At 39.5% G+C, this 26,748-nt stretch carries 27 protein-coding genes; 15 read left to right on the top strand and 12 right to left on the bottom strand.

Annotation, left to right across the window (positions count from 1 at the left end; genetic code table 11):
* Positions 1 to 44 precede the first annotated feature (44 nt).
* A complete protein-coding gene (locus PALI_RS06395; RefSeq protein WP_193155298.1) occupies positions 45 to 2,471 on the bottom strand; it encodes a VolA/Pla-1 family phospholipase in 2,427 nt (808 codons plus the stop codon).
* Between the two features lie 206 nt (positions 2,472 to 2,677).
* On the opposite strand from PALI_RS06395, the gene PALI_RS06390 reads away from it, so the two are divergent.
* Positions 2,678 to 3,424: a YciK family oxidoreductase gene (locus PALI_RS06390; protein ID WP_193155297.1), complete on the top strand. Its 747-nt coding sequence runs from the start codon at positions 2,678 to 2,680 to the stop codon at positions 3,422 to 3,424.
* An 81-nt stretch (positions 3,425 to 3,505) separates the two neighbouring features.
* Here PALI_RS06390 and rluB read toward each other — a convergent pair whose 3' ends face one another.
* The 4 genes from rluB to PALI_RS06370 form a co-directional block, all read right to left on the bottom strand.
* Complete coding sequence (gene rluB / locus PALI_RS06385; RefSeq protein WP_193155296.1) at positions 3,506 to 4,375, bottom strand: 23S rRNA pseudouridine(2605) synthase RluB; 870 nt, start codon at positions 4,373 to 4,375, stop codon at positions 3,506 to 3,508.
* The gene (scpB, locus tag PALI_RS06380) at positions 4,372 to 4,962 is read right to left on the bottom strand and encodes an SMC-Scp complex subunit ScpB (RefSeq protein ID WP_193155295.1); all 591 of its coding nucleotides are present in this window, start codon (positions 4,960 to 4,962) and stop codon (positions 4,372 to 4,374) included. Before scpB ends, rluB begins: the two co-directional genes overlap by 4 nt.
* A 151-nt stretch (positions 4,963 to 5,113) precedes the next feature.
* Positions 5,114 to 5,635 (bottom strand): EF-hand domain-containing protein, encoded by a 522-nt coding sequence (locus tag PALI_RS06375; RefSeq protein WP_193155294.1) that lies wholly within the window; start codon positions 5,633 to 5,635, stop codon positions 5,114 to 5,116.
* Positions 5,636 to 5,847: 212 nt separating this feature from the next.
* Positions 5,848 to 6,279 (bottom strand): exonuclease III, encoded by a 432-nt coding sequence (locus PALI_RS06370; protein WP_138586070.1) that lies wholly within the window; start codon positions 6,277 to 6,279, stop codon positions 5,848 to 5,850.
* 239 nt (positions 6,280 to 6,518) lie between these two features.
* Between PALI_RS06370 and xthA the strand changes: the two genes are divergently transcribed.
* The 3 genes from xthA to PALI_RS06355 are packed head-to-tail and all read left to right on the top strand — an operon-like array spanning position 6,519 to position 8,775.
* Complete coding sequence (gene xthA, locus PALI_RS06365; protein ID WP_193155293.1) at positions 6,519 to 7,325, top strand: exodeoxyribonuclease III; 807 nt, start codon at positions 6,519 to 6,521, stop codon at positions 7,323 to 7,325.
* A gap of 5 nt (positions 7,326 to 7,330) precedes the next feature.
* Positions 7,331 to 7,978 (top strand): energy-coupling factor ABC transporter permease, encoded by a 648-nt coding sequence (locus tag PALI_RS06360; protein WP_193155893.1) that lies wholly within the window; start codon positions 7,331 to 7,333, stop codon positions 7,976 to 7,978.
* Positions 7,975 to 8,775, top strand: coding sequence for a putative RNA methyltransferase (locus PALI_RS06355; RefSeq protein ID WP_193155292.1), 801 nt, complete (start codon positions 7,975 to 7,977; stop codon positions 8,773 to 8,775). Before PALI_RS06360 ends, PALI_RS06355 begins: the two co-directional genes overlap by 4 nt.
* A gap of 28 nt (positions 8,776 to 8,803) precedes the next feature.
* Here the strand turns inward: PALI_RS06355 and yfbV are convergent, their stop codons facing one another.
* Positions 8,804 to 9,250, bottom strand: coding sequence for a terminus macrodomain insulation protein YfbV (gene yfbV / locus PALI_RS06350; protein WP_077537808.1), 447 nt, complete (start codon positions 9,248 to 9,250; stop codon positions 8,804 to 8,806).
* A gap of 284 nt (positions 9,251 to 9,534) precedes the next feature.
* On the opposite strand from yfbV, the gene PALI_RS06345 reads away from it, so the two are divergent.
* The 7 genes from PALI_RS06345 (at position 9,535) to PALI_RS06315 (ending at position 16,188) form a co-directional block, all read left to right on the top strand.
* Entirely contained in the window at positions 9,535 to 10,749 is a 1,215-nt protein-coding gene (locus PALI_RS06345) for an acetate kinase (protein WP_193155291.1), read from the top strand.
* 1 nt (position 10,750) lies between these two features.
* Entirely contained in the window at positions 10,751 to 12,904 is a 2,154-nt protein-coding gene (gene pta / locus PALI_RS06340; protein WP_193155290.1) for a phosphate acetyltransferase, read from the top strand.
* Positions 12,905 to 13,136: 232 nt separating this feature from the next.
* On the top strand, positions 13,137 to 13,523 hold the full coding sequence (locus PALI_RS06335) for an ACT domain-containing protein (RefSeq protein WP_138584935.1): 387 nt from the start codon (positions 13,137 to 13,139) through the stop codon (positions 13,521 to 13,523).
* A gap of 3 nt (positions 13,524 to 13,526) precedes the next feature.
* Positions 13,527 to 14,024, top strand: coding sequence for a PTS glucose transporter subunit IIA (locus tag PALI_RS06330; RefSeq protein ID WP_193155289.1), 498 nt, complete (start codon positions 13,527 to 13,529; stop codon positions 14,022 to 14,024).
* Between the two features lie 4 nt (positions 14,025 to 14,028).
* Positions 14,029 to 14,379, top strand: coding sequence for an ArsC family reductase (locus PALI_RS06325; RefSeq protein WP_193155288.1), 351 nt, complete (start codon positions 14,029 to 14,031; stop codon positions 14,377 to 14,379).
* Positions 14,372 to 15,502 carry a succinyl-diaminopimelate desuccinylase gene (dapE, locus tag PALI_RS06320; protein WP_193155287.1) on the top strand — a complete coding sequence of 377 codons (1,131 nt, stop codon included), beginning with the start codon at positions 14,372 to 14,374 and terminating at the stop codon, positions 15,500 to 15,502. Before PALI_RS06325 ends, dapE begins: the two co-directional genes overlap by 8 nt.
* Complete coding sequence (locus PALI_RS06315) at positions 15,502 to 16,188, top strand: M15 family metallopeptidase (RefSeq protein ID WP_193155286.1); 687 nt, start codon at positions 15,502 to 15,504, stop codon at positions 16,186 to 16,188. Before dapE ends, PALI_RS06315 begins: the two co-directional genes overlap by 1 nt.
* 28 nt (positions 16,189 to 16,216) lie before the next feature.
* Here the strand turns inward: PALI_RS06315 and PALI_RS06310 are convergent, their stop codons facing one another.
* From PALI_RS06310 to bufA2, 4 genes are all read right to left on the bottom strand, one after another.
* Positions 16,217 to 17,086, bottom strand: a complete 870-nt coding sequence (locus PALI_RS06310; RefSeq protein WP_193155285.1) for a DMT family transporter — start codon at positions 17,084 to 17,086, stop codon at positions 16,217 to 16,219.
* Between the two features lie 34 nt (positions 17,087 to 17,120).
* Positions 17,121 to 17,894: an HvfC/BufC N-terminal domain-containing protein gene (locus tag PALI_RS06305; protein WP_182702412.1), complete on the bottom strand. Its 774-nt coding sequence runs from the start codon at positions 17,892 to 17,894 to the stop codon at positions 17,121 to 17,123.
* Positions 17,891 to 18,721, bottom strand: a complete 831-nt coding sequence (bufB, locus tag PALI_RS06300) for an MNIO family bufferin maturase (RefSeq protein ID WP_193155284.1) — start codon at positions 18,719 to 18,721, stop codon at positions 17,891 to 17,893. Before bufB ends, PALI_RS06305 begins: the two co-directional genes overlap by 4 nt.
* Positions 18,722 to 18,808: 87 nt before the next feature.
* Positions 18,809 to 19,267, bottom strand: coding sequence for a BufA2 family periplasmic bufferin-type metallophore (gene bufA2 / locus PALI_RS06295; RefSeq protein WP_193155283.1), 459 nt, complete (start codon positions 19,265 to 19,267; stop codon positions 18,809 to 18,811).
* 192 nt (positions 19,268 to 19,459) lie between these two features.
* On the opposite strand from bufA2, the gene PALI_RS06290 reads away from it, so the two are divergent.
* Genes PALI_RS06290 through PALI_RS06275 form a run of 4 tightly spaced genes read left to right on the top strand, consistent with a single transcriptional unit; the run spans position 19,460 to position 22,374 of the window.
* Complete coding sequence (locus PALI_RS06290; RefSeq protein WP_193155282.1) at positions 19,460 to 20,824, top strand: COG3014 family protein; 1,365 nt, start codon at positions 19,460 to 19,462, stop codon at positions 20,822 to 20,824.
* Positions 20,825 to 20,832: 8 nt separating this feature from the next.
* A complete protein-coding gene (locus PALI_RS06285; RefSeq protein ID WP_193155281.1) occupies positions 20,833 to 21,258 on the top strand; it encodes a YcfL family protein in 426 nt (141 codons plus the stop codon).
* Between the two features lie 11 nt (positions 21,259 to 21,269).
* A complete protein-coding gene (gene lpoB, locus PALI_RS06280) occupies positions 21,270 to 21,890 on the top strand; it encodes a penicillin-binding protein activator LpoB (protein ID WP_182702417.1) in 621 nt (206 codons plus the stop codon).
* A gap of 16 nt (positions 21,891 to 21,906) precedes the next feature.
* Complete coding sequence (locus PALI_RS06275) at positions 21,907 to 22,374, top strand: outer membrane lipoprotein (protein WP_193155280.1); 468 nt, start codon at positions 21,907 to 21,909, stop codon at positions 22,372 to 22,374.
* 692 nt (positions 22,375 to 23,066) lie between these two features.
* On the opposite strand, the gene PALI_RS06270 is transcribed toward PALI_RS06275, so the two are convergent.
* Positions 23,067 to 24,812 carry a DUF3466 family protein gene (locus tag PALI_RS06270; RefSeq protein ID WP_193155279.1) on the bottom strand — a complete coding sequence of 582 codons (1,746 nt, stop codon included), beginning with the start codon at positions 24,810 to 24,812 and terminating at the stop codon, positions 23,067 to 23,069.
* Positions 24,813 to 24,823: 11 nt separating this feature from the next.
* The gene (gene uup, locus PALI_RS06265) at positions 24,824 to 26,737 is read right to left on the bottom strand and encodes an ATP-binding cassette ATPase Uup (protein ID WP_193155278.1); all 1,914 of its coding nucleotides are present in this window, start codon (positions 26,735 to 26,737) and stop codon (positions 24,824 to 24,826) included.
* Positions 26,738 to 26,748 lie beyond the last annotated feature (11 nt).

The following is a 26,748-nucleotide window of genomic DNA, read 5'->3' as shown; positions in this document are numbered from 1 at the left end:
GCCACTTTGCAGTGGCTTTGAAAGGTTAATTTTTTTGCTGGTTATTAATCAGTCACAACATCGCTGTTTGTTACTACCAACATACGACCGCGAGCGGCGAGGTAGGTTGCAACTTGTAGCTGCATCTCGGCATTAGCCGCTGCACTTCCTTGAGCATCAGCACCGGCTTCTTCATTTGGTGCTGGTGTAAGAATTGAACCGTGGTGCCCTTTGGTAAACTTAACTAAATAGCTAGAAGGCGTTGCACTTAGCGCTTGCGATGTACTTACCGTTTCTAAGCCCATAAAGTTTGCTAGCGGAAGGCTGCCTGCAATTGGGTTAATCGTTGTGGTAGGCGGAATAACTTGATCAGCTTTATTATTAACACCATCACCCACAACAACATTCATATAAATCGGTGTTTCGAGTGTTTTTACAGCTGCAGCATAATTAGTCGGATCACCACTATCGAGCGTTGTTTGTGCTGCAAAAGCAAATTTAGTCATCACACCTTGAATATTTGCAAGCTTACTTGTTTCTCCTGCGACGGTAAGCGCAGTAACATATTCTTTAAAAGCACATGAAGTAAAGGCTCTACTATAATCTGCTACTCCACAGTTAGAGATAGCTGGACCTTGTGTAAATGCGCCAAATTCAGCAGACTCCGTAGTGCCTGAAGATAAAAGAACAGAACCTTGTACAAATGGGCCAAATGCGCCCGATTCTAGTAAGAAACTAGCAACGCCACCGCCGCCGCTTGCTAATGCAACAGTATTAACCTTGAACAGTGGGTCAATCGATTCAGCCATTGGGCTGTTAGCTTGAGCAATAAATGCCGGCGCAACAATAGACCCTAGTGAATGCCCGATGTAGGTAACATCTTTACTATTGATAGTCGCATCGTTGATAAAGTTCAAGCCCAGACGCAAACCTAATAAATCGGCAGCTGATTGACGTAAGCTATCACGTGCAACAAGCAATGAGCTTAAGTTCATGTAACTCAGTACTGAGTCTGTTGTCGCATTAAAATCATCTTTTCCATCGCCATCAACATCAATACCACGCTCACCATGTCGAGGGTGGTCAATAGCGACCGTTGCAAACCCCTGAATTGAAAGCTGAGCAGTTAACGCCAGCATGCTTTCTTTTTGCGTAGTGATACCATGTTGCATAATAACAACAGGCCAACCATTTTCAGGCATTTCGATAGCAGGTAGCTGTAGTTGTGCACGTACACCATTAATTATAGGTAAAATAGGCTTAGTTACTTGCACTGGCACATTGGCCATGCTTTGCATTTTTGGAATGGTATTATATTTGGTTAAATGACGCGTGCTATCTAGACCTAAATCACGCAGTTTGCCACCACTTAATGCGGCACATGTGCCATCATTCACGCTAATTGGTTCGGCTGGGAAAGCATCACCTGCCTGTGCTTTATACCCTGATACTACGACTGCGTTGTCACACATACCTTGCCAATATGTATCGTTTAAATCGCTGATCGCTGAGCCTGTTGGAGTCCCTAAGTACATAGGTAACATGATGCTACCTTTTTGGTATTGCACACCCGAAAAAGCAGCAGAAACCTCTACCCCTTGGCTTTTGAATACATCTTGAACATTTACCATTGGTTGAGCTGGTACTTGTATAGCAGGTGTCGGCATGCTTGGTTGTTGTAGACTTACCGCTAGCAGTTGCTTGATTGTACCAAGTACTGGTCCCGCTGATTGCATTGTCATTGCAGCAGAAAAAATAATCTCATCTTTAGTAATATTACCTGAGCTCACCACTACATTTTCGTAACTATTTACTGCACCTTGCAACGCAAGTTGTGCGGCGGTAACGAGTGGCACTTCTTGTTTGACTAACCCATAAGTAGAAGATGGCTCTATTGAGCGCCCTAATGAATCTTTTAGTTCAGTCGTTAATACATTGATGTATGAGCTTCCCGCTTTAAATGGTTTTAAAGGGATAATCGCTACCGCATCACCCGATGCTTTCGTGATGAAGTCAACACCAAAAGTAAGTTCACCAATAAGTTTACATGCCGCCCCCGCTGGGGCTTGACCACATTCCTCATCGGTTAAACTTGCACCCATAATCACTTCAAAAATACGAACTGAGCCTGGTGTACCCGCTGATACTTCGTCTAAGCTTATTGAAGGTGGAAACGTTAAATCTATCTTAAAAGGAACTTGCGTAGACCAACCATCGAGTGCACCTATTGCAAATTGTGGATTTGCATATTCTGCACGAGTAATAGACACACCCGCTGAGTTAAGCTCATCTGGGATATTAAGGGTTCCATCTCGGGTACCACTCATTAATAAATCATTTGGTACAGAAATAACTCCCTTAGCAGGATCAAACTTTACCGTAGCTGTAGGAATAACAGGCGCTGTATCATTTTTAACATCTTTTAGCGTTTCTCCACCGCCACAACCTGCTAAAGCAGCTGTAACCGAGAGTGAAAGTAGCATTTTTTTCATATTATTGGCTCCGCACATATTTTATTTTTATAGTGTGTTTTATCAGTGTATTAGGTTAAAACAATGTAATCAGATTATTAATGGGACATTAGACCAGTTAAACTTAACGTAAAGTTTCTATTTTCGCCACCTAATTTTACAATAAATTCGATTACTTCACGTTTTGCTATGTTAAAATTAAAAAAATTATATAGATTGGTACTTTTATGCACACATATCAAGCAACTGAAAATGCACTTAAAGACAAAGTTATTTTGATCACAGGCGCCGGTGATGGCATTGGACGCGTCGCGGCAATTACCTATGCGAAATACGGCGCGACTGTTATTTTATTAGGGAAAACAACTAATAAACTTGAATGTGTTTACGATGAAATTGTTAATGCGGGTTATCCTAAGCCAGCAATTGTGCCTATGGATTTAAAAGGCGCTACAAAACAAAACTACCGTGACCTTGCAGCAACAATTGAATCTCAATTTGGTCGCCTTGATGGGCTGCTCAACAATGCGGGCATTTTAGGATCGCTCGGCCCACTTGAACATTTTTGTTCATCAACGTTTGAAAACATTATGAAAGTAAACGTGACTGCACAAGCCATGTTAACCAAAGCGTTATTTCCTGTGCTTCGTAAATCTGAAAGTGCATCAATCGTATTTACATCATCTGGTGTTGGCCGTAAAGGCCGTGAATTTTGGGGACCTTATGCCATTTCGAAATTTGCAGTGGAAGGTATGATGCAAACGTGGGCATGTGAAGTAGGTAAAACAAACATTCGTGTAAATTGTATTAACCCAGGTGCTACGCGCACTTCAATGCGAGCTGCTGCATATCCTGGTGAAGATAGAGACGCGCTTGCTACACCAGAGGATTTAATGCCTACCTATTTATATCTAATGAGTGACGATTCTAGTGAAGTGAATGGCGAATCGTTAGATGCTCAGGTAAAAAAATAACTCAGCCTAAGACCTGTGTTATTTAAAAGCACATTAAAAAAGCCGCAATGAGCGGCTTTTTTGTATTAAATAACTAATTGATTATTTACGTTTAGTCGGCTTAACACGTTGATTATGCTTTTTAACTGCTTTACGGATCTGATTGATTTTAGCGCGTTTATCTTTACGCTTTTCTGGCATAACTGAAAGTTTGGTTTGTGTTTCACGGCCTAATTTAACAGTTTTACGTAAATAGTTAACTGTTTCTAAGTCATACTCTATCCAACCACCTTGTGGTACACGCTTGTCTAGCTCTAACTTTCCGTAACGAATACGAATAAGACGAGATACTTCAGCATCCTGTGATTGCCATAAACGACGAACTTCACGGTTACGACCTTCGTTTAACGTTACGTTAAACCAGCGGTTTACACCTTCGCCACCCATAGGCTTTACGCTAGTAAACTTGGCAGGTCCATCTTCTAACTCAACACCACGCATTAAATTTTTCAGGGTTTCGTTTGTTACCTCGCCAAACACACGCGCTGAGTATTCACGCTCAACTTCGTAGCTTGGGTGCATTAAACGGTTTGCAAGCTCGCCATCATTCGTAAACAGCATTAAACCGGACGTATTAACATCGAGTCGGCCAACTGCAATCCAACGATCGCCATCAATGCGAGGAAGTCGGTCAAATACAGTACGGCGACCTTCAGGATCTTTGCGTGTGCTTAACTCACCTTCTGGTTTGTTATACATAATAACACGGCAAATCCTATCTGCTTTTTCTTCAATTTTCACAGTGTGTCCGTCAACACGAATTAAGTCTGTTTCCTCAACACGGTCGCCTAACTTTGCCACTTTACCATTTACACTAACGCGGTTTGCATCAATGTATTTTTCCATTTCACGGCGTGAGCCTACCCCTGCACGGGCTAGGACTTTTTGTAACTTTTCACCTTGTATACTCATTCGGATGGTTCTCTCACAGAAGGATCACTTAATAACTGGTTAATCTTACTTTGCTGCTCTGTTGGCAACGCTGGTAAATTCTCAAGCCCAGTTAACGAAAAATAATCTAAAAATTGTTTAGTAGTTGCATATAAAGCCGGCTTACCCGGAACTTCTTTATGCCCTACCACTTTAACCCATTCTCTTTCGAGTAAGGTTTTAATAATATTCGAACCCGTAGTAACACCTCTTACCTGCTCAATTTCGCCGCGTGTAATAGGCTGCCTGTATGCAATAAGCGATAATGTTTCTAGCAAAGCACGTGAGTATTTAGGCGCACGTTCCTGCCAAAGGTTGTTTAGCCAAGGACTTAGACTATTGCATGCCTGAAAACGATACCCACTGCCCACTTCAACTAAGCGAATACCACGAGTTTGAAAATGTATTTGTATTGTATCAATTGCATTATTTATTTGCGCCATAGATACAGCTAAATCCATTAATACAACGTCTTTAAGATGACGCTTACTCACCGGTTTATCTGCAACAAAAATCGCCGCTTCAATGATCTCAACTAATTGCTCATCACTAATTCGCCGACCCGCCATAAACACTCTTAACAAATAAAAATACACAGCCATCTATTATGACAGAACAACACCAAACTAGGAAAATATATCTATCAAATAGTTAAATTAAAGACACAAAAAAGCCAGTGAAAATCACTGGCTTCTAACTTGATTAATCTAACAGCAAAAATTAGCTGCGTTTAAGTGACTCAAGTGCGTCATCTTCAGCCACGGCGCTGCCGTACTTTTCAATATAACCGACAAACTCGCTTTTACTAACGCGTTTATCTTTATCTTTGTCCATATAACCAAAATGATTTGAAATATCATCGTCATTACCTTCGACGATTGAAATATAACCATTTTCGTCATTATCTAAACTTGCAAAACTACTTTCAATTTTATCAAATTTAGCAATATCGGCTTTAAATGCCGACTCGCTCACATCACTATCAGTCGCAACTTTACCGGCATTTAGTTGCATGTAAGCGCTAAACTCTTTACGGCTGATTTCATTGTCCATATTGGTATCAATATTTGAAAAATGTTCCCAGATGTTATCGTCATCTGCTTCGACTTTTGAAATATAACCATCGCTGTCATTGTCCAGACTTGCAAAATCGCTGTCTATTTTATCAAGACCTTGATGTGAAGAACAAGCTGCTAGGCTCAATGATGCTAAAATTGTTGCTGCTAATGTTAACTTTTTCATAAGACGTATCCTTGTAATTAATAAATGTCAGTCTAATTAATACAAGTCTAATGCCAAAATTGAAAGCGCAATTAAATCAATGACATGCATTCAATGCATCTTCGAGAGGAGCTATTTTATCACATCATTTCTGCAGACTTTTCAGTAAACCTTGTAATTTTTACAAAAAAAAGCTCGGTAAAAATACCGAGCTCTTTTTAAGTCTTTAGCGATTAAATAGCGGCGTTTTGATAACGCTTAACAAATTCAGTGACTGTTTGCCCATTACATTTTAACGAGTCTACATTACCTAACTTTTGACGAACTGGTGCTAGCCCTTGTTTTAAAGCTGTAAGGCATAATTGTGTTTCTTGTTGAGCATCTTTAGCAAATACTTCAACCTTAGCTTTAGTTACTTTACTGGCTGTTTCTTTTTTGGCGATATCGCGAATATCTTCACCATTACACAAGATGCTTGATGAAAAGCGCGATAAAAATACACCATGCTGAGCCGCTACTTTACGAGCAGCTGTAAAACCCTCATTTGCACTTAGTACACATAATTTAGATTCAATTTTATTGTCTTTACTAAAATACGAATTACTTTGTGCAGAAACAGTTGTTGATACTAAAAGTGCTGCAGCTAGAATTAATTGTGTTTTCATGAGAGTTCCTATTTGAACGTGGTTGCTAAATAATTTCGCGCATTATATAACCAACAATCCACATATCAATTGAATTTTTTATTTATTTTACAAATTAATAGAACATTAACAATGTTTAAACTTTAAACACCATTTGTACAACATTTGCGCAGCTATTTTCTCATTTCAGTCATGTTATGTAAGCGTATTTACTGATACAATTTGGTGTATTAAATCGAACTAATTTTAAGGCAAATCCAATGAAAGTGATTTCTTTTAACATCAATGGTCTGCGTGCTCGTCTTCACCAGTTACAAGCTATTATTGATAAACATCAACCAGACGTGATTGGCTTACAAGAAATTAAAGTTCATGATGAAGCGTTCCCGTTAGAAGATGTGCAAAACATGGGGTATCACGTGTATTACCATGGTCAAAAAGCACATTACGGCGTAGCTATGTTATGCAAAAAAGAACCAAAATCAGTCTTAAAAGGTTTTGCTACAGATACTGAAGAATCACAAAAACGTATGATCAGCGTTACCGTGGAGCAAGAAAACGGTCGTGATTTAACCGTAATGAATGGCTATTTCCCACAAGGCGACAATATTAATCATGAAACTAAATTCCCTTATAAACGTCAGTTTTATAAAGATTTAATGACTCACCTTGAAGCAAACCATACACCCGCTCAAGATGTTATCGTTATGGGCGATATCAATATATCTCCAACCGATTTAGATATTGGGATTGGCGATGTAAACGCAAAACGTTGGTTAAAAACGGGTAAATGTTCTTTTCAACCCGTGGAGCGTGAGTGGCTTGCTACATTACTTAACTGGGGCTTTAAAGACACCTTTAGAGAGCAAAACCCTGATACAAGCGATCAATATTCGTGGTTTGATTATCGTTCAAAAGGATTTGTAGATAACCGAGGTTTGCGCATTGATGTGGTGCTTGCAACTAACGACCTGTCAGCTCGTTGTATTGAAACTGGAATTGATTACGAACTACGCGGCATTGAAAAACCGTCAGATCACGCACCAATTTGGTCAACGTTTAAATAATTATGATGTTGAGCGTACAATTACAAGGGTTACTTTGGGCCCTAGTAATAATATTTAGTTTACTCAGTTTTGATAAAGCGACTTATAAAGCGCTTTTTGCTACACCCGTTCGACAAACGGGTGTACTGGCTTGTGCGCTGGTCTTTGCACTTTTATGGCGGATCAAAGCTGGAATACTAACAGGCCTAGATTTACATATTTTAGGCGTAACCGCAGCCACTTTAATTCTGGGTTGGCGCTTGGCTATTTTAAGTAGTTTGCTTGCAACTGCGTTACTATTCGCTTTTGGGCTTATTGAGCTTGAATTACTCGCGGTGCAAATACTTATTAATGCATTCATACCTATAATAGTTAGCTACTTAGCTTTTATTGTTAGTTATCATTATTTACCTCGTCACTTTTTTGTTTATATATTTGTCTGTGCTTTTATTACTGCAGGATTCATAGCGTGTCTAAAAATAAGCTTGGGTGCCTTATTTTACTTAGCTATTGGGCAATATAATTGGCAAGAGCTCACTGATAACTATGTATATTTAAGTGCCATAATTTGGTTTCCTGAAGCCATGCTAAATGGAATGGCCATTACTATAATGATCACTTATCGCCCACATTGGGTAAAAACTTTTTATGATAAGGACTACCTAGACTCATGAGTCTTGAATATCGCTGCCCCTTGTGCAGCAACATGCTTACAAAAACGAACAACACGCTTAGCTGCGAAAATAAACACAGTTTTGACTTGGCAAAAGAAGGGTATATCAATTTATTACCTGTACAGCAGAAAAACTCTAAGCAGCCAGGCGATTCATTAGAAATGGTACAAGCCAGACGCACATTTTTAGAGCGCGGTTATTACCGCTTTTTACAACACGCACTGGGTAACATAGTTAGCACATTAGATGCAGGCAATATTATTGATTTAGGGTGTGGGGAAGGTTTTTACACGCATGCACTGGCGAATAAAACAAACGCTAATGTGTATGGTGTAGATATATCAAAGTCAGCAATAAAATATGCTGCAAAGCGTTATGGTAATTGTCAATTTAGTGTTGCCTCAATTAGTCAGGCGCCGTTTGAAAACCAGTTCGCCGATGTGTTAGTGAGTGTGTTTGCTCCTTTATTTGAACAAGAACTGGCTAGGCTTGCTAAATCTGAAGCAACACTGATTGTTGCAAGCCCAGGACCCTGGCACTTAAAAGAATTAAAAAATTATATTTACGAAAACGTTAATGAGCATACTCAAATAGATACCCCAAGTGGATTTTTTCAAGCACAGCAAATACTGCTAACTGAGCAGGTAACGCTTAATTTTAACGACGTAAAGAACCTGATTATGATGACACCATTTGCGTGGAAATTCAGACCTGAACACTGGACGTTACTCGAAGAAAAAGGTGAGCACAATGTCACCTTATCATTTTACATCACCCAGTTTACAAAAAAAGCTTAAGATAAATGAGGTTGTGAGTTAACAACCTCTAAAATTGCTCTTTTGTAAATGCTTTATCCATTTTATCAAACATGTCTTTTAAAAGATTTGCAAGCTCCAGATAACGAGGCTTTTTTTCATTTAGCTGTGTTTGATAACCATTGGCAAGCATTTTTGTGTAAAGATCGTTATACCATCTTTGCATAGCTGGTTCTAAAGGCGTTTGCGCGCGTTTACCTAGCCACAATAAGCCTTGCAACGGTAACGATATAAAAAATAAAGCACTTGCAATAGCTTGCGGTAAAAAATCTGGCCCTAAATAATTTATCTGAAAAAACAACGTAAGCATGGCTAAAATGGGCATAACTGTGATCGCAAGATCTGTGGCTTTAATAACCTTAAACTCGATAAATAGAGGTGCTAACTCTTTTCTCATTGGCCATTGTTTTGCGTACAATCGCCCTGTTTGTACTTGTGACATCACACTTTTTTGCATCATGACTCCTCACAGTGACTCTATTAAAACACAATACTAAATGGGTTATCTCTAAAGTGTAACACAATTTTAAAGGCTTTTACTTTATCAGTAAAAGTGCTTAATTTTGCTGTTAAAGTGTGCAAAACACTAAACTAAATTTCGTAACTGGGGTAAAATATTACGCATTGATTCAGCTACGTTTTAGTTTAGCTTAATTAAATGTTTTAGCCTTATTTATCACCTTGAGTGTAACGATTAATGTTTACGTTCACTTACTAAATTTTGTTTATGGAAATGAATTTATGCCAACAACCTCTCCTAAGTCACAACACGTTTTAGTACTAAATTGTGGTAGCTCCAGCTTAAAATTTGCCATTATTGATGCAAACACAGGCCACGAAATCATATCGGGTTTGGCAGAGCGCTTAGGTGCAGCAACTCCTTCTATAAAATATAAATTTAACGGCGCTAAAACAGTCATTAACTTGGCAGCGGAGCAAGCCCATGCCGAAGCTATTGATACGTTAGTAAGCCTAATAAAAGATCATAACTTAGATGAGCAACTTATTGCTGTGGGCCATCGTGTTGTGCATGGCGGCGAGCATTTTACACAATCGGTATTGATTGACGAGAAGGTCATTGCGGGTATTACACAAGCTGCAACGCTTGCGCCGCTGCATGGGCATGCTAATTTATTAGGCATCGCATCTGCACAGGCATCGTTCGAAGGTTTACCACAAATAGCTGTATTTGATACTGCGTTTCATCAAACAATGAATGAAGTAGCTTACCTTTATGCACTGCCATATAAGTTATATACAGAATTTGGCGTTAGGCGTTATGGGTTTCATGGCACAAGCCACTTCTATGTTGCAGGACAAACTGCAAAGCTACTTAATCAACCAATTGAAAAAAGTAACTTTATTAGTGCTCATCTCGGGAATGGCTGCTCAGTATGTGCAATAAAAAATGGTAAAAGTGTTGATACAAGTATGGGATTAACACCACTAGAGGGGCTTATGATGGGCACGCGTAGTGGTGATATAGACCCCGGTCTGTTTAACTTTTTAACCACGCAGCTCGATTACACTGCACAGCAAGTAGATAACCTACTCAATCAAAAAAGTGGTTTATTAGGTATCAGCGAGCTTTCTAATGATTGCCGCACAATTGAGGACGCGGCTGTTGCCGGTAATAAAAAAGCAATGCTCGCGCTTGATATGTTTTGCTATCGTCTTTCAAAACAGATTGCTGCTTATATGGTGCCTCTACAACGCCTTGATGCAATTATTTTTACCGGTGGTATTGGCGAAAACGCCGATATTATCCGCGAAAAAGTAATTTCCCAACTTGCCTTTTTAGGTGTTGATTGCGATCAACAAGCTAATCTTAATGCCCGCTTTGGCCAAGAAGGCGTAATTAGTTCTTCACAGGCACGCAGTAAAGCTGTAGTTATGCCTACAAATGAAGAATGGGTTATTGCGCTTGATGCTGCAAACATAGCCAAGGAGCTTTAATATGGCACGTCGTATTATGTTAATCCCTGTATCTACAGGTGTTGGTTTAACTTCTGTCTCTGTTGGCTTAGTGCGTGCTCTTGAACAAAAAACAGTGAAAGTGAATTTTTTCAAACCAATTGCCCAGCCTCGCTCGGGTGAAACAGGACCTGAAAAATCAACGCAAATAGTTACCCAAGGCTCTCCTATTAACCCACCCACTCCTTTTGCACTCGATTATGCAGAGCAAATGATTGGCGATGGTAAAGGTGACGACCTACTTGAAGAAATTGTTGAGCGCTTTGAAAGCAAAATAAACGATGATGAAGTGGCCATCATTGAAGGTATGGTCCCTACTCGACGTCAGCCTTACGCTGGGCGTGTAAACCGCGAAATAGCACAAACACTGGGAGCAGACATTGTATTTGTCCTTACACCTGGTAATTACAGCATTACACAAATAGAGGACCGCCTTGAGATTGCAGCCGGGAACTATGGCGGTATTGACCACCCTCGCGTACTGGGCTGTATTTTTAATAAAGTAAATGCACCACTTGATGAAGAGGGCCGCGCGCGCGCTGATTTAGTTGATACCTACAAACCAGAAGAACTTGAAAACGAATTAAACCGTTTAGCGTCGTTACCTATTTTTAGAAAAAACCCGTTTATGTTACTTGGTGCAATTCCGTGGGATTTTGACCTCGTCGCACCGCGCGTAAAAGATTTAAGCGCGTATTTAAAAGCAACGATAATAAACGAAGGCGATATGCTGCATCGTCGTCTGCGTCGTATTACTTTTTGTGCGCGTACAGTGTCAAATATTTTAAATTACTTTACCCCAGGTGCCTTATTGGTAACACCAGGCGATCGCTCAGACATACTCGTAGCTGCATGTTTATCAGCAATGAATGGTACAAAACTGGGGGCTATATTACTTACCGGTGGCTTTGAACCAGAGCCACGTATTATGGCTTTGTGTGAACAAGCAATGCAAACGGGTTTGCCTATACTCGCTACTGACGCTGATACATGGCGTACCTCATTATTACTACATAACTTTAATATGGAGGTTCCCAGCGATGATGACCAACGTATTGAAAAAGTAAAAGATCATAACGCTGAACATATTGATTCTGATTGGCTAGACACATTAGCCAAAAACGTAGGTAAAACACGCAAATTATCCCCTCCCGCATTTCGTTATTTATTAACCGATAAAGCACGTAAGGCAGGCAAAACCGTTGTACTACCTGAGGGTAACGAGCCACGCACCATTAAAGCCGCTGCTATTTGTGGTCAACGCGGTATTGCTAAAACCATATTACTTGGCGATCGTGAAGAGATAATGCGTATTGCCGAGCAGCAAGGCATTGAGCTTAACGAACACGTAAGTATTATTGAGCCTCAAAGCATCATTAATGATTATATAGCGCCTATGGTCGAAATTCGCAAAAGCAAAGGCCTAACAGCTGTTGTAGCACAAGAACAACTACAAGATAACGTAGTACTTGGCACTATGATGCTAGAACAAGGCAAAGTAGATGGCTTAGTATCGGGTGCGGTCAATACCACAGCCAATACAATTCGCCCACCTCTGCAGTTAATTAAAACGGCGCCAGGCTCGTCGCTTGTTTCCTCGGTATTTTTTATGCTGCTGCCAGATCAAGTATTAGTTTACGGTGACTGTGCTATTAACCCAGATCCAAACGCCGACCAATTAGCTGATATAGCAATTCAATCAGCCGACTCAGCCGCTGCATTTGGTATAGAGCCACGCGTGGCGATGATCAGCTACAGCACCGGTACTTCTGGCACCGGTGCTGATGTTGAAAAAGTACGCGAAGCGACAAAAATAGCACAGCAAAAACGCCCTGATCTTATTATTGATGGCCCACTGCAATACGATGCCGCAATCATGGAAAACGTGGCTCTTAAAAAAGCGCCCAATAGCCCTGTTGCAGGAAAAGCGACCGTATTTATATTCCCTGACTTAAATACCGGTAATACAACGTATAAAGCGGTACAACGTAGCGCGGATTTAATAAGTATTGGTCCTATGCTACAAGGTATGCGCAAACCAGTTAACGACTTAAGCCGTGGTGCTTTAGTTGATGATATCGTATATACAATTGCCCTAACTGCAATTCAAGCAGCACAGGCGCAGACACATAATTAACTGTTGAATTAACATGTGTTTTTTATAGCCTAGCTATTATTTATTTAATAATTAACTAGTTAGGCTATTTATACCCCGCAACCCCCACAGTTATCCACAGAAATTGTGGGTAAGTTTTTCTATCTTCGGGAATTTACTCACTTACTATGAGGTTAGTTACTGTTACACCTTTAATTCAAAGCTAATGATCTATACTATAAAGCTATCTATATTGCTGTTTCGCAGGTTTTTAATGTCAAAACAAACATTACAATTACACAGCACCATTTTATCTATACACAGTCTAGATGTTGATGCCGACATACCTGCGGCACTGTTAACACTGCCGTTATTTTTTATTTCTAAAACCCATGACGAAGTATCGGTTGTCTGCCCTAGTAACTTTGAAATAGACAGCTTAGACACAGAGCCAAACTGGCAAGCTCTTGAAGTTATTGGCCCACTTGGCTTTTCGTTAACAGGAATTATGGCGAATATTTCAGGTGTCTTAGCGCGTGCTAAAATTTCTATCTTTTCTATTTCGACCTACGATACCGATTACATACTAGTAAAAAAACAAACGGTACCTCTGGCTATTACTGCGCTAAAAAAAGATGGTTACAACGTGGTGGTCGAATAAATCATGAAAGCTCAAAAAATACAGTACATAGCGCAAAATAAAATCCCCAAAAATGCCATAAATATTACCAGCCCTTTTTCAGGTAAAGTACTTGAGCTTAATGAACACTCTGAGCCTTTGTTTCGTTTTGGTACATTGGGCCCTGGTATAATGGTGCAATTAACACATCATAAAATTTTAGCGCCGTTCGACGGCACTTTATTACAAGTAAAAAACGCAGGTACTGAGTTTGTATTACAAGCTAAAAATGGTTTAAAGATTTTAATTAACTTAACTATCCCCGATTCGCAATCGATAATGCATACCCATATAGCACAGCTTAACGGTAGTAAAATAATCAAAGGCCAACGCCTTGCTTATTTTGATTTACGCGAGCTCGACAGCCCTTTACTTGCAAGTTTAATTTTACTAAACGGCCATCATCTCGGTACGTTTCATTACTCTCACCCGCAGGTAAAAGCAGGTGAAGACACCCTATTAACTATTATTAAGAAGAACTAGATTTATGATCACTCTATTCGGTATTAGCAATTGCGATACGATAAAAAAAGCAAAAAAATATTTAGCTGATAACAACATCGAGTTTACTTTTCACGACTACCGAAAAAATGGCGTAAACGAGAAAATGGTTAGTACTTTTGCTGATCAACTCGATTGGGAACAGCTTGTTAATAAGCGTGGTACTACGTATCGGGCTTTAACTGATGAGCAAAAGCAAAGCCTGACTAAAGAGAGTGCTATTTCTCTGTTAGTTGAACAACCTGCTATGATCAAACGCCCAGTACTGGTAAACAATGGCAATTACCATTTAGGATTTAAAGCCACTCAATACGACGAGATTTTTAATAATGACTAATGATGTAATTAAACTCGCCCAAGCACTAATCCAACGTGAATCAGTAACGCCCGAAGATGCTGGCTGCCAACAAATGATGAACGAGCGCCTTGCTGCGGTTGGCTTTAATATTGAATCATTATTTTTCACCGATACATTAAACACTTGGGCTCGGAAAGGTACACAATCGCCGCACTTTTGTTTTGCAGGCCATACCGATGTAGTGCCAACTGGGCCTGAAAAAAATTGGCAACATCCGCCGTTTTCAGGATTAATAAAAGACGGTTTATTACATGGCCGGGGCGCTGCCGATATGAAAGGCTCATTAGCCGCAATGCTTGTAGCAACCGAGCGTTTTGTTACTAAAAACCCAGATCATAAAGGCTCTATTTCTTTTTTAATTACGTCTGACGAGGAAGGTCCGTTTGTCAACGGGACGACTCGTGTAATTGATACCCTTGAAGCTCGCGGTGAAAAAATTGATATGTGCCTAGTGGGCGAACCTTCATCGCGCGATAAATTGGGGGATGTGGTTAAAAATGGTCGAAGAGGTTCACTTACCGCATTTTTAACAGTTAAAGGCGTACAAGGTCATGTTGCCTACCCCCATTTAGCACACAACCCAATTCACTTAACAACGCCTGCACTGACAGAGCTTAGTCAAACAGTATGGGATAACGGTAACGAATACTTCCCCGCCACCAGCTTTCAAATATCAAATATCAATAGCGGCACTGGCGCTGGTAATGTGATTCCAGGAGAGCTAGAAGTACAGTTTAACTTTAGATTTAGCACGCAAGTAACGCATGAGCAATTACAGCAACGAGTGAACGACATTTTACAAAAGCATAGCTTAAATTATGAATTAAATTGGATAGTCAATGGCTTACCTTTTATTACCGAGCACGGTCCACTTGTTGATGCCACAGTAAATGCTATTAAGTCTGTAACCGGTTTAACAACTAACCTAGAAACCACAGGCGGTACATCAGACGGACGTTTTATTGCACAAACAGGCGCTAAAGTAATTGAACTAGGGCCACGTAACGCCACTATTCATAAAGTAGATGAATGTGTAAGTACCGATGATTTAATAGCCCTTAGCGACATTTATGAGCAAATACTAGAGCAAATATTAACATAATGGATGTCACTCAACCCACATCAATATTGTGTATCACAGGAAAAAGTGACACACATTTAACTGATATACAAAACCATCGCTTGCACAGCGCCATCATTAGCGATTTTTTAGCACTACAAAATGCTGCCCAAAAGGCAGGGTTCGAACTCGCGATAGCCTCAAGCTTTCGTGATTTTAATCGCCAATCCATTATTTGGAATAATAAATTTGCAAGTTTACGACCTGTTTATGATAAACAGCAAAACGTTGTGGATTTAACTAAACTAAGTGATATAGATAAGTGTATTGCGATAATGCGCTACTCTGCACTACCAGGGACAAGCAGGCATCATTTAGGCACTGACTTGGATGTGTTTGATAAAGCAGCAGTGAATGACGATTACAAACTACAGCTAACGCCCGATGAATACCAACTAGGCGGGCCATTTTCACCTTTAAGTAATTGGCTTGATGCTAACTTAGTTAAATATGGTTTTTATCGCCCTTACCAGCATGATTTAGGCGGCGTAGCGCCAGAGCTTTGGCATATAAGCCATATTAAGCAATCACAGCTATTAGTGAATAGGCTTGACGAACACGCATTTTTTGACTGCATAAAAAACAGTGAACTACAGGGTAAGCAGGCAATACTTGATAACTTGCCTGCTATATATACACGCTTTGTAACAAACGTGAGTCCACCCTAAAAAGAAGGTCTGCTTTGCCTAAGTGACGTTAAACCTTCTTTTTATTTAAAATAAATACAAGTACAGCGCCTAATATTAATGAGCTTGCTACTGTAAACTCCATTGTTACCTGCTCTGATAAAAATAACACACCCGCCATTGCTGCAAGTACGGGGACACACAGCTGAACAACAGCAGCTTGCGTACTTTTGAGTAATGGCATAGCCACATACCAAATACTGTAACCCATACCCGATGCTATCGCGCCCGAGGCGCAGGCAAGTAACACCCCTTCAATGCTCACATCTTGTAAATGGCTCATGCCTACCAGCAGTAAAATAGGGATAGCAACTAAGCTTCTTATAAAGTTAAAACCTGTTGTACGTAATGGCGATACGCACACTTTTCCGCGAATGCTATAAATGCCCCATGCTATTCCGCTTAACGCCATAAGTGATGCACCAAGAATAGATGGCACTGCAGCAGAGGGCAACATTAGGTACAAAAAGCCACCTAACGCAACTAAAAACGCGCACCACTGAAGGGCACTTAATTGCTCTTTTTTATAAATCCCCCAGCCAATCATGGTCAGTTGCACAGCCGAAAATAAAATAAGTGCCCCCGTACCGGTATCAAGTTTTACGTAAGCTATAGAGAAACAAATTGCATAAACAAGCAAGCTAATACTACTTCGCCAGCTGCCTTTATCATCTAGAATAGTGCGATCAAATCTACCTTTACGTTTTAAATTACTCGTATAAATAGCCATTATAATACCCAAGCACACAGCGCCGCTGAGTAAACGAATAATGGTAAAATTCCAAGCATCTATATAACCTTCTGCTAATGCCATTCTGCAAAATAGAGAATTTGCAGCAAATGCTATTAAAGCAATAATTGTGTATAGGGTGGCTTTCAAAAAAAATCCTTAAAAAGAACAACGTTGTTTAAATTTAACCGCTTATTAACCAACCACGTTCAAGCCATTGATTAACTTTAATAATTAAAAACTCAGCGATTTTATCGCCAGGAAGTTCATTTAAACAGGATTGACATAACTGTGCAAAGGGGGTCTTTTGTTTTAATAGATTTAATAGACGGTATTCTTGCTCATCAACGCTTACGTATTGCGTACGCCTGTCAGCATCACGCGCTATAACCCAAAAACGCAGCGCTGATAATTGGGGATCTGGCGGGGTTTGCTTTTCTTTTATTGCTTGCCAACTTTCAACAGCGGATGTACTAAACTTTACTAATTGAGCACTGGGGTGCAGGTTTAATATTAAAGTCGGCCATGCTAGCGGTTCAACCATTTCTAAGGATTCTACCGCTAACAATGCAGCGTCACTTGCATCAAACGCACTTAGCAACAAGCGTTCAAATTTGGCTATATCTGCGAGTATGGGGTAATTTTTAAAAGGAGTTTGGGTCGCTAGGTAATCAGGTAGTTTATCTGCAAAAATTCGTAGCGATGTATGAGATGAAGGATACAGGGCTAAATAACCATCAACCATTTGTTCAAATAAATCATCACCTAAGTAAATACCTAACTGCTGGTGATCTTGCTCTATCACTGCTCTTAAGCGAATTTTATAAGCGTTTTGATAAATAGAGAGCCGCTGCTGTGTACTTAACTGCCCTTGCTGTGCAATTTGCTCGGTAATATCCGAATTTTCACCTTGCAGTAAATCCATAAACTGTTGTTGCAGCTTTGCTAAATCACTCATGACGTCATTTTCCAAAACGGTTTTACCAATGTTTTAGCATGCTCAAGCTCGCTAATTAGTTCATCTAACGAGCCTATATTATCATCGCGCTCAATCATGGTGCTTGTTGGGCTTAGCGTTTGCGCATACTGCTGATATAAATCCCACACTGCGTCAGGTACATCTTCATCATGGGTATCTATTATATGCGTACCAAAGTCTTGATGCCCTGCTAAATGAATTTGCGCTATAGCAGTACTCGGTATCGCTGCTAGATAATCCATTGCGTTAAAATCGTGATTACGTGCACTTACATAAACATTATTTACATCCATTAAAAATTTACAGCCCGTTTGCTTATGTAATTGCGCTAAAAACTCCCATTCTGTCATTTGTGAATCGTTATACGTTAAGTAGCTCGACACGTTCTCAAAAATCATTTCACGGCCAAGGTAGTCTTGCACCTGCGCTATTTTAGTTGCTAAATGATTCAGCGCTTCATTAGTGTAAGGCATTGGCAGTAAATCGTGACTATTGATCCCCCCTACTTGGGTAAAACATAAATGATCAGACACCCACTGCGGCTCAACTCTTTCAATTGTGTTTTTTAACTGATTTAAATAAGCTTTATTAATCGGATCAACACTACCAATAGACATTGATACCCCGTGCATCACAATTGGATAATCCGCTCTAATTTTATTTAAATAATGCCAAGGTTTACCCCCTGCAACAAAATAGTTTTCTGAAATGATTTCAAACCAATCTACAGATGGTTGTTGTGTGATAATCTGTTCAAAATGTGGGGCTCTTAAGCCTAAGCCAAAACCTAAAAAGCGGTTCGTCATATACTTCCTTAAAAGCCTGAGTAATACATTTGTAATTGATATGTTGCTCAGGCTTATTTTATAACTTTAATTATTAATAATTAGCTATTAACTGCCTACAGAGCCACCAATATCGCCACATGCTTTCGCTGGCATAGAAACGAAACCGGTGCCTTTACATGATGCATGACCTGCACACGCATTATTAGCTGTTTTACAATCGTTATGACCACCACACACATTTACATCATTACAGTGTACTAAATCAGTTTTAGTAACTGTGCCAACCCATTTATCTTTTACCTTACCGCCAACGTCAGCACATGCTTTTGCAGGCATTGCTACAAAACCAGTGCCTTTACACGATGCTTGACCAGCACATGCGTTTTCGGCTGTTTTACAATCGTTATGGCCGCCACATACATTAGCATCGTAACAATGAACTAAATCGGTTGTTGCTGTATTATTCGCAACTGTATTTGATGAAGACGTTTGTGTTTCAGTCGCATTACAACCAACTAAACCCGCAACCATTACTGCCATTGCAGCACCTGTGAACTTTTTCATTTTTATTTCCTCTGAGTGATATAACAAATAGCTAGACCGCAAAAGCTAAATAACTATTTCAGTGTAGTTGATAAAAAATTTAAAAATTCACGTTTTGTTCACCAACTTTACTCTACGATTTTTTACAATCTTTCACATATTTAACCGATAAGAGTATGTTAATGTATGAGCGTAAATTAAAAGGAGTGCTCAGTGCGCCGCAGTATTATTTTAAGCTTTAGTTTTATTTTAAGTGGTTGTAGCACCATAGGTTTTAGTGATCTATTTAATGACTACGCAACTCAAATGACACCAGTAAGAAACGCGATCGAGAATAATAATATCGAAGAAGCACGCTCTCTTATTGCTAAAAATAACACCACGCACAGTAGTTATTTACTTAATCAATTAGAGCAAGCACGCTTAGATGATTTTGCTAAGCGCGCTGATGATGCACAAAACAAGTTCGAAAACGTATACAAACAAATGCAGAGCAAGCGTGCAGCAGCAAAAATACAAGTCAGTGCAGGGCTTGAGCAAAGTAACGCATTATTTACTAACGACTCAGTTATTACCTACGTCCCTCCCGCTTACGAAATGAGCATGCTACACAGTTATAAAGCACTTAACTATGTGTATAAAAACGACGTTGAAAGCGCTTTAGTCGAAATTCGCCGAGCAAATAAGGTACAAGTGGATGCGCTTGTTGAAAATGATAAAGACGTTGATTCAATAGCAAAAGAAGCGCAACGGCACTATCCAAGTATGAATAATATAACGAGAAAGATAAAAAATGGCTTTCAAAACGCTTATACCTTTTACTTATCTGCTTTGCTATATCAAAGCGCTAAACAATACGACGATGCTTATATTGATTATAAAAAAGCACTCGCAATTGAGCCAAATAATATTTATTTACAACGCGACGTAATGCGCCTTGCAAAAAAACAAGGGTTTGAGCAAGATTTAAACGAGTTTAAACAACGTTTTAGTGATGCACCTAGCATGGCTGCAAATCAAGGCGAAGTTATTGTTTTATTTGAACAAGGTTTAGTTCCAAAGCAAGATGAATTTAAATTACGTCTACCAATTTATACATCACGTGACGATATGCGCTTTTACAGCCTAGCAATACCTGTGTACAAAGATAATGCCTATGTTCGTCTCGTCAATAATATAAATATAGATACACAAAATTTAGCACTTAGCCCTTTGGTACATATTGAGGCGCTGGCTGCAAAAACATTAGAGGATGCAATACCTGCAAAAGTAGCTCGTCAAGTATTGCGATTAATTGCGAAAGAAAAGGTGCGTGCGGAGCTTGCACGCAGTGCTGGTGATGTAGGTAATATACTAGCCAATATTTATAATTTAGCATCTGAGCAAGCCGATACTCGTAGCTGGCTTACGCTTCCGAATCAAATTAGTGTCGCCCGTGACACACTTAACGTGGGCGTACATTCATTATATGTAGGTACACACGCACCTATAAATTTTACCGTTAGTAAGCAAAGGTTAACATTAATTTACTTAACCTCTGTTAATAATTACTTTAACTACCATGTAGTTCAACTTTAGGAGGCATCATGAAATACATCGCGCCATTATTAGCAGCCTTAGTGCTCAGTGCATGTTCAAGTAGACCCGTTACATCAGGTATCTCTGTTGAACAACATCAAAACTCATTTAGTGATCAACTCCGTGTTGATAATCCAAATTTAGCTAAAAAGCTCGCTATCACTGATGTAAAAACTCGCCAAACGAACCAGTTAACCGACGTGGTCGTTACGCTTTCTAGCAATTATAAAAAGTCTCAATACTTGCAATATCAATTCAATTGGTTTGATAAAGATGGCTTTATTATCAAAGGCAATCATTCGCCTTGGCAGGCACTTACTTTATTTGGTTTTGCAAAAACACAATTACCGGGCTTAGCACCAAGTCCAGATGCGGTCACCTTTTCATTAGCAGTAAGAGAAGTCTCAACCAAGTCACAAGAATTCAAAGATTAAAGGAAACGACAATGATCATCAGTAAAAAGTATAAAACAGCATCTACTTACGCTTTAGTTGGCTTAAGTGCCTTGGTATTAAGCGGCTGTGCAAACAAAGCCGTAGTCAGTTATGGAGATGCACAAGCGGTAGAAACAACCGATATTAACTTTGGCTCGACAGACTTACAGAAAGTGGCGAGTCAAATGACAGACTCATTGCTAAGCTCGCCAGTAGTTGGCACTATGACAGCGAATAAACGCCCTGTTGTGTTTGTTGAGCGTATTAAAAACAAAACCAGTGAGCACATTGATACAGAATCAATCACCGATTCAATCTCTACTCAGATGCTTCGCAGCGGTAAATTCCGCTTTGTTGATATGAGTCGTGTCGAGTCTGTACGTGAGCAGTTAACATTCCAAAACGAAGACGCCCTTGTTAATCCAGCAACAGCTGTAGCGTTTGGTAAGCAGATTGGTGCGCAATTTATGTTATACGGAAACTTATCAAGCATTGTTAAATCAAATGCCGACAAGTCCGACGTTTACTACAAATTTACAATGCGTTTAATGGACATGGAAAGCGGCCTTATAGAGTGGGCAGACGAAACTGAAATTCGTAAAACAAAAGAAAAATCAACCTTTGGCTGGTAGCTAGTGGGAGTGAGTGATGAAAGTAATTACTGTATTAATGTGTACTTTATTATCGGTAAGCGCACCTACTTTTGCTAAATATGAACGCAATAAAGCGGTGCCCGTACAACAAGTTCTATTTGGGGATGTCAAGTCGGTGCGTAATATTACCGATCAAGAAATCATCCAAGATAAAAATAACGGATGGGAAACATTTGGTGGTGCATTGTTAGGTGGGGTTATTGGGAATCAGTTCGGTGGCGGAAGCGGTCGAACTGTCGCGACAATACTTGGCTCAGTTATTGGTGGCAGTGTCGCACATAATAAACAACAGAGAAATCACTACCAACAAAATCACTTTGTGGAGTTATTGATACAGGTTGAAAGTGGCGAGCAGTTTATGGTCGTTCAAGATCAAGACCAGTCAATGCGTTTTAGCAAAGGCGACAACGTTAGGCTAGTGTATTTAAATGACAATACCGTGCGTGTTGATAAAGCCTACTAATAAATTAATAATGAGATTATAGTATTTAGTTGTTCTATTCAGTTTTTATTTAGAATGACTAAATTTTCATTGTGTTTATCAGTAATAAAAAACTCGATAACTCTGGCTAGGCCGTGTTGACCTTTGTGGATTGAAATTTGTTCAAGCTAGGGGCGATTTAATCGCGGCGCGAGGTTTGTAACCTAGTGGGCTCGGTAACTGCTCCTGCGTTACCCTAATGGCTTACATCCCTGTAAGAATAAGTAAAAACCGAGCAACAAAGAGTTAATTGCCCCTAGGCAGAACCCAAAGGGCAGCACATGTTTGGTATTTATGCTGCGTTATCGCCTATTTATGGGGAATAACCACACATCATAGGCTCTGCCTTGCCTAAATACCAAGCAGTCTGCTGCAAATTTAACCTCGAAAGATAAACAGGCTCTAGTAAATTTACTGACTTGTTGCAGTAAATTTAATTCAGTTAGCATCGAAAATAGCGGTTTGTAATCGATTTATTATGTTGAATTTAGGTACTAATCAATAATAAATGCACGCAACTGGGCATATTTATAATAATCTTAGCGGCACTATTTGGTAGGGGCAAGCTTACGTTGTTAAAGCTACCTATCACCCATACTCTTTACAGGTATAAATGATAGGCAGTGTACAAGCATTACGAAACAGTTTGCTTGAGGAGGTAATAAACTAATCGACTAAAAGCGGAAAAGTCGTCTTACGCCAACTAGTGGTAATAACAGTAATGCATACCAAGGAAAGCTCGCTGAATTACGCTCATAAACTTCTACCTCAGGAGGAGCACAACTCTCTACTGTTCCATCCACTAATGGTGTAAGCTTTACAGCAACCGCTACGCTTTCAAATTCAGTTTTACCGTCAATATCAGTAACAATACCACCTAAAGAATTACGTTTTTCAACCGTTTTAGTCGCTACGCCAAATATTTCATTATTTTCGTTAATAACTTTAGCTTCTGCCATAGTATAAGCGTACGCCGTTTCACCATCCGCTTCAAAACACGGCAATAAGTCATTAAGATTCGTAACTTTATCATCACCAATTTTATAGACAAATGCTTGTTTACGTCGAGCACTATCAGTAGTACCTACTTCGCCTTCACCAACAATATAACCTTTGTTGTTTATATCGTTACCGAAAGAGCTAGAGCTATTAAAATAACCTGTTGGAAAAACAGTGTTGCCTGTTTTTATATCATGATAGAAAAACTTATTACGGCGAGTATTTTCAATAACTTTCGTTGCGTAACCTGTAATGACGTCATTGTCATTAACGGCTACTGCTTTGCCGGATTGGATGGAATCATTCTCTTGCTCTAAAAAAGAAACAGCCTTACCACCTTTAAAATATACCGGCATTGTTATAATTATGTCATTATTATTGTCATAACGAATATTTGAAGAACCAACGATAGTGCCATTTGCATTAATAGCAAAAGCTGTACTTGTAAAAGCATCATCTTCAGTTTCGCCTTCATCTGGAGTAAGTGCTAAGCCAAGCTGTTCAACAGAAGTTATATTCAATGAATTATCTAGCTCCCACTTAACTGCGCGTTTATTAAACAACCCTCTTGCAATCTTGGTATTTAATAAGTTAATGCAGACTGATGTTGGCTCATCTTCATTATCACAACTATCATTGATATTATCTTGTCTGTCGTCTGGAATACTTGTAGATACGCTACCAACAACAGTATAGCCGTTTGCTGTTTTTACAATATCGTTTGCGCGGCTTGTCCCGCCATATTCATTAAATTCAGGTGTCAGAGGTACGCGCACTCCATCAGCACTAACAACGATCCCTCGTTCAATAAATTCATGGGTAAACCAGCTTTCAGCCTCGTCTTCACCATCAGGTGTAAATGACACTTTATCATAAGGCGCGCTTCCCCAGCCAACCGTAACACCATCTTCACTTACTGCGTTATAAACATTGGTAGTGGACTGGGTTAGGCCATCATAATCAACAGCAGCGATATCAAATAGTGGCTGCTCTATTACATTGGTATCTTTAAAATTGACTGCAACCAAAGAGCTAAGCTTTTGGTATTCAAAGTTATTTGAAAGTGATGATAAAAATCTAACCATGAAACTGTGGGCATCTGGGTTAGTATTAATGGCATCTTTATTTTCAATATCATCCAGCGTAAATGTGATTACTTTATCGCTTTCTTCGAAAGCTTTTTTCTCATTACTATAAGCCGTTTTTATTACACTTTCTGTAAAATCAATATAGCTAATATCTATCGGCAGCTTGTAAACACCGTTTGCAAAACCGATAATATGGCCATTTTTACTCACATCGCTTATATAAGAATGTTTAGCGCCTTCGAGTGTGCCTAATTCGCTTAGTTGATACGTTGCGCTCATTGCTGATGTGCTCAGGGTCGCTAAAACACTGGCAGCGAGTAATTTATATTTCATTTTTATCCTTACTACTGATTCTGTAATTCTTCAAGTTCTTCCCAGCGCTCTAGGGCGGCTTCAAGGTCAGACTCAAGTTGTGCTAAATGGTTCAACGCTTTCGTTGTTACATCACTGTTTTGCTTGAAAAAGTCAACGTCACTAACAACAGCTTGTTGAGTTTCAATATCAACTTCAAGTTGTTCCATTTTATTAGGCAGTTGTTCTAATTCAAGTTTTAATTTGTACGTTAGTTTATTTCCTTTACTCTCTACTTTTACAGACGTCACCGGTGCCGATTTTTCAGTCTTTTTTGTTAGCTGCGGTGTTTGTTTCTCTTGCTCTGCTAAGTAGCTAACATAAGCTTCATAGTCACTGTAACCACCTACTATATCAGTTACTTTACCATTTCCTTCAAATGCCCAAACACTTGAACACGTATTATCAATAAACTCACGGTCATGGCTTACAATCAGCACTGTACCTTGGTATTGATTAATTATGTCCTCTAATAACTCAAGTGTTTCAATATCCAAGTCATTCGTTGGCTCATCGAGAACAAGTATATTAGACGGTTTTAAAAACAATTTAGCTAATAGTAATCTGTTTTTTTCACCACCAGAGAGTGCTTTAACAGGGGTTCGAGCACGTGCTGGCGGGAATAAAAAGTCTTGTAAATAACCTAAAACATGACGTGAGCGACCACCCATCATCACTTCTTGTTTACCTTCAGCAACGTTATCTTGTACTGTTGCTTCTTCATCTAACTTTTCACGATATTGGTCAAAGTAAGCGAACTCTAAATTAACACCTTGTTTAGTTATGCCATTATCTGGCACTAAATCGCCGAACATTAATTTTAATAGGGTTGTTTTACCAATCCCATTTGGGCCAACTAAACCTATACGGTCACCGCGCATAACAAGTGTAGAGAAGTCATTTACAATGACTTTGTCTTTGAATGCATGACATAAATTTTTAGCTTCAAACACTAACTTACCAGAGCGATCTGCCGTTTCGATATTAAAGTCAGTTTTACCTACTTGATCAACACGTTGTTTGCGCTCGGTACGAAGCTGCTTTAACTCCCTAACACGTCCTTCGTTACGCGTTCTACGTGCTTTAACACCCTGTCGGATCCATGTTTCTTCTTCTGCTAAACGTTTATCGAACAATGCATTTTGAGCTTCTTCAACTTTTAAATCATGCGCTTTTTGTTCTAAATAAGTCGCGTAATCACCAGGATAGGATATAAGTTTACCGCGATCCAAATCTAAAATACGCGTAGCAACAGCACGAATAAACGCACGGTCATGCGATATAAATACAATACCGCCTTTAAATTCTTTTAAAAACTGCTCAAGCCACATAACACTTGCCATGTCTAAGTGGTTTGTTGGCTCATCAAGAAGTAATAAATCAGGCTCACTAACAAGTGCACGAGCAAGTGCCACCTTACGTAACCAACCACCTGAAAGAGACTCGAGTTTAGCGTCTGGTGTTAACTCTAATTGAGTTAATACTAATTGAATTCGGCTATCAAAGCGCCAGCCATCCGCAGCTTCTAATTGGTTTGATAAACGCTCAAGTTTGTTTAATAACTTATCATTACACTCTGTTTGTAACTCATTACTTACATGGTGAAAATCAATGAGTAAATTAGCAATTTCTGGCATACCTTGCGCAACGTAATCAAATACTGTTCCACTTGCACCTTTTGGTGGATCTTGCTCTAAGCGTGAAATTCGTATTCCGCCAAGCTGATTTATTTCACCATCATCTAAAACAACTTGGCCATCAAGTACTTTTAATAACGTTGATTTACCCGCGCCATTTCTGCCAACCACACACACTCGCTCGCCACTTTCAATTACAGCATCAGCTTTGTTCAACAAGGCGTGTGTACCAAAGGCAAGTTGTGCTTTTAAAATTCTAATTAAATCCATAGTTCTTATTT

It is taken from the genome of Pseudoalteromonas aliena SW19 (genome assembly GCF_014905615.1).
In the GTDB taxonomy this organism is placed as follows: domain Bacteria; phylum Pseudomonadota; class Gammaproteobacteria; order Enterobacterales; family Alteromonadaceae; genus Pseudoalteromonas; species Pseudoalteromonas aliena.
This window is presented reverse-complemented; position numbering and strand designations above follow the sequence as displayed.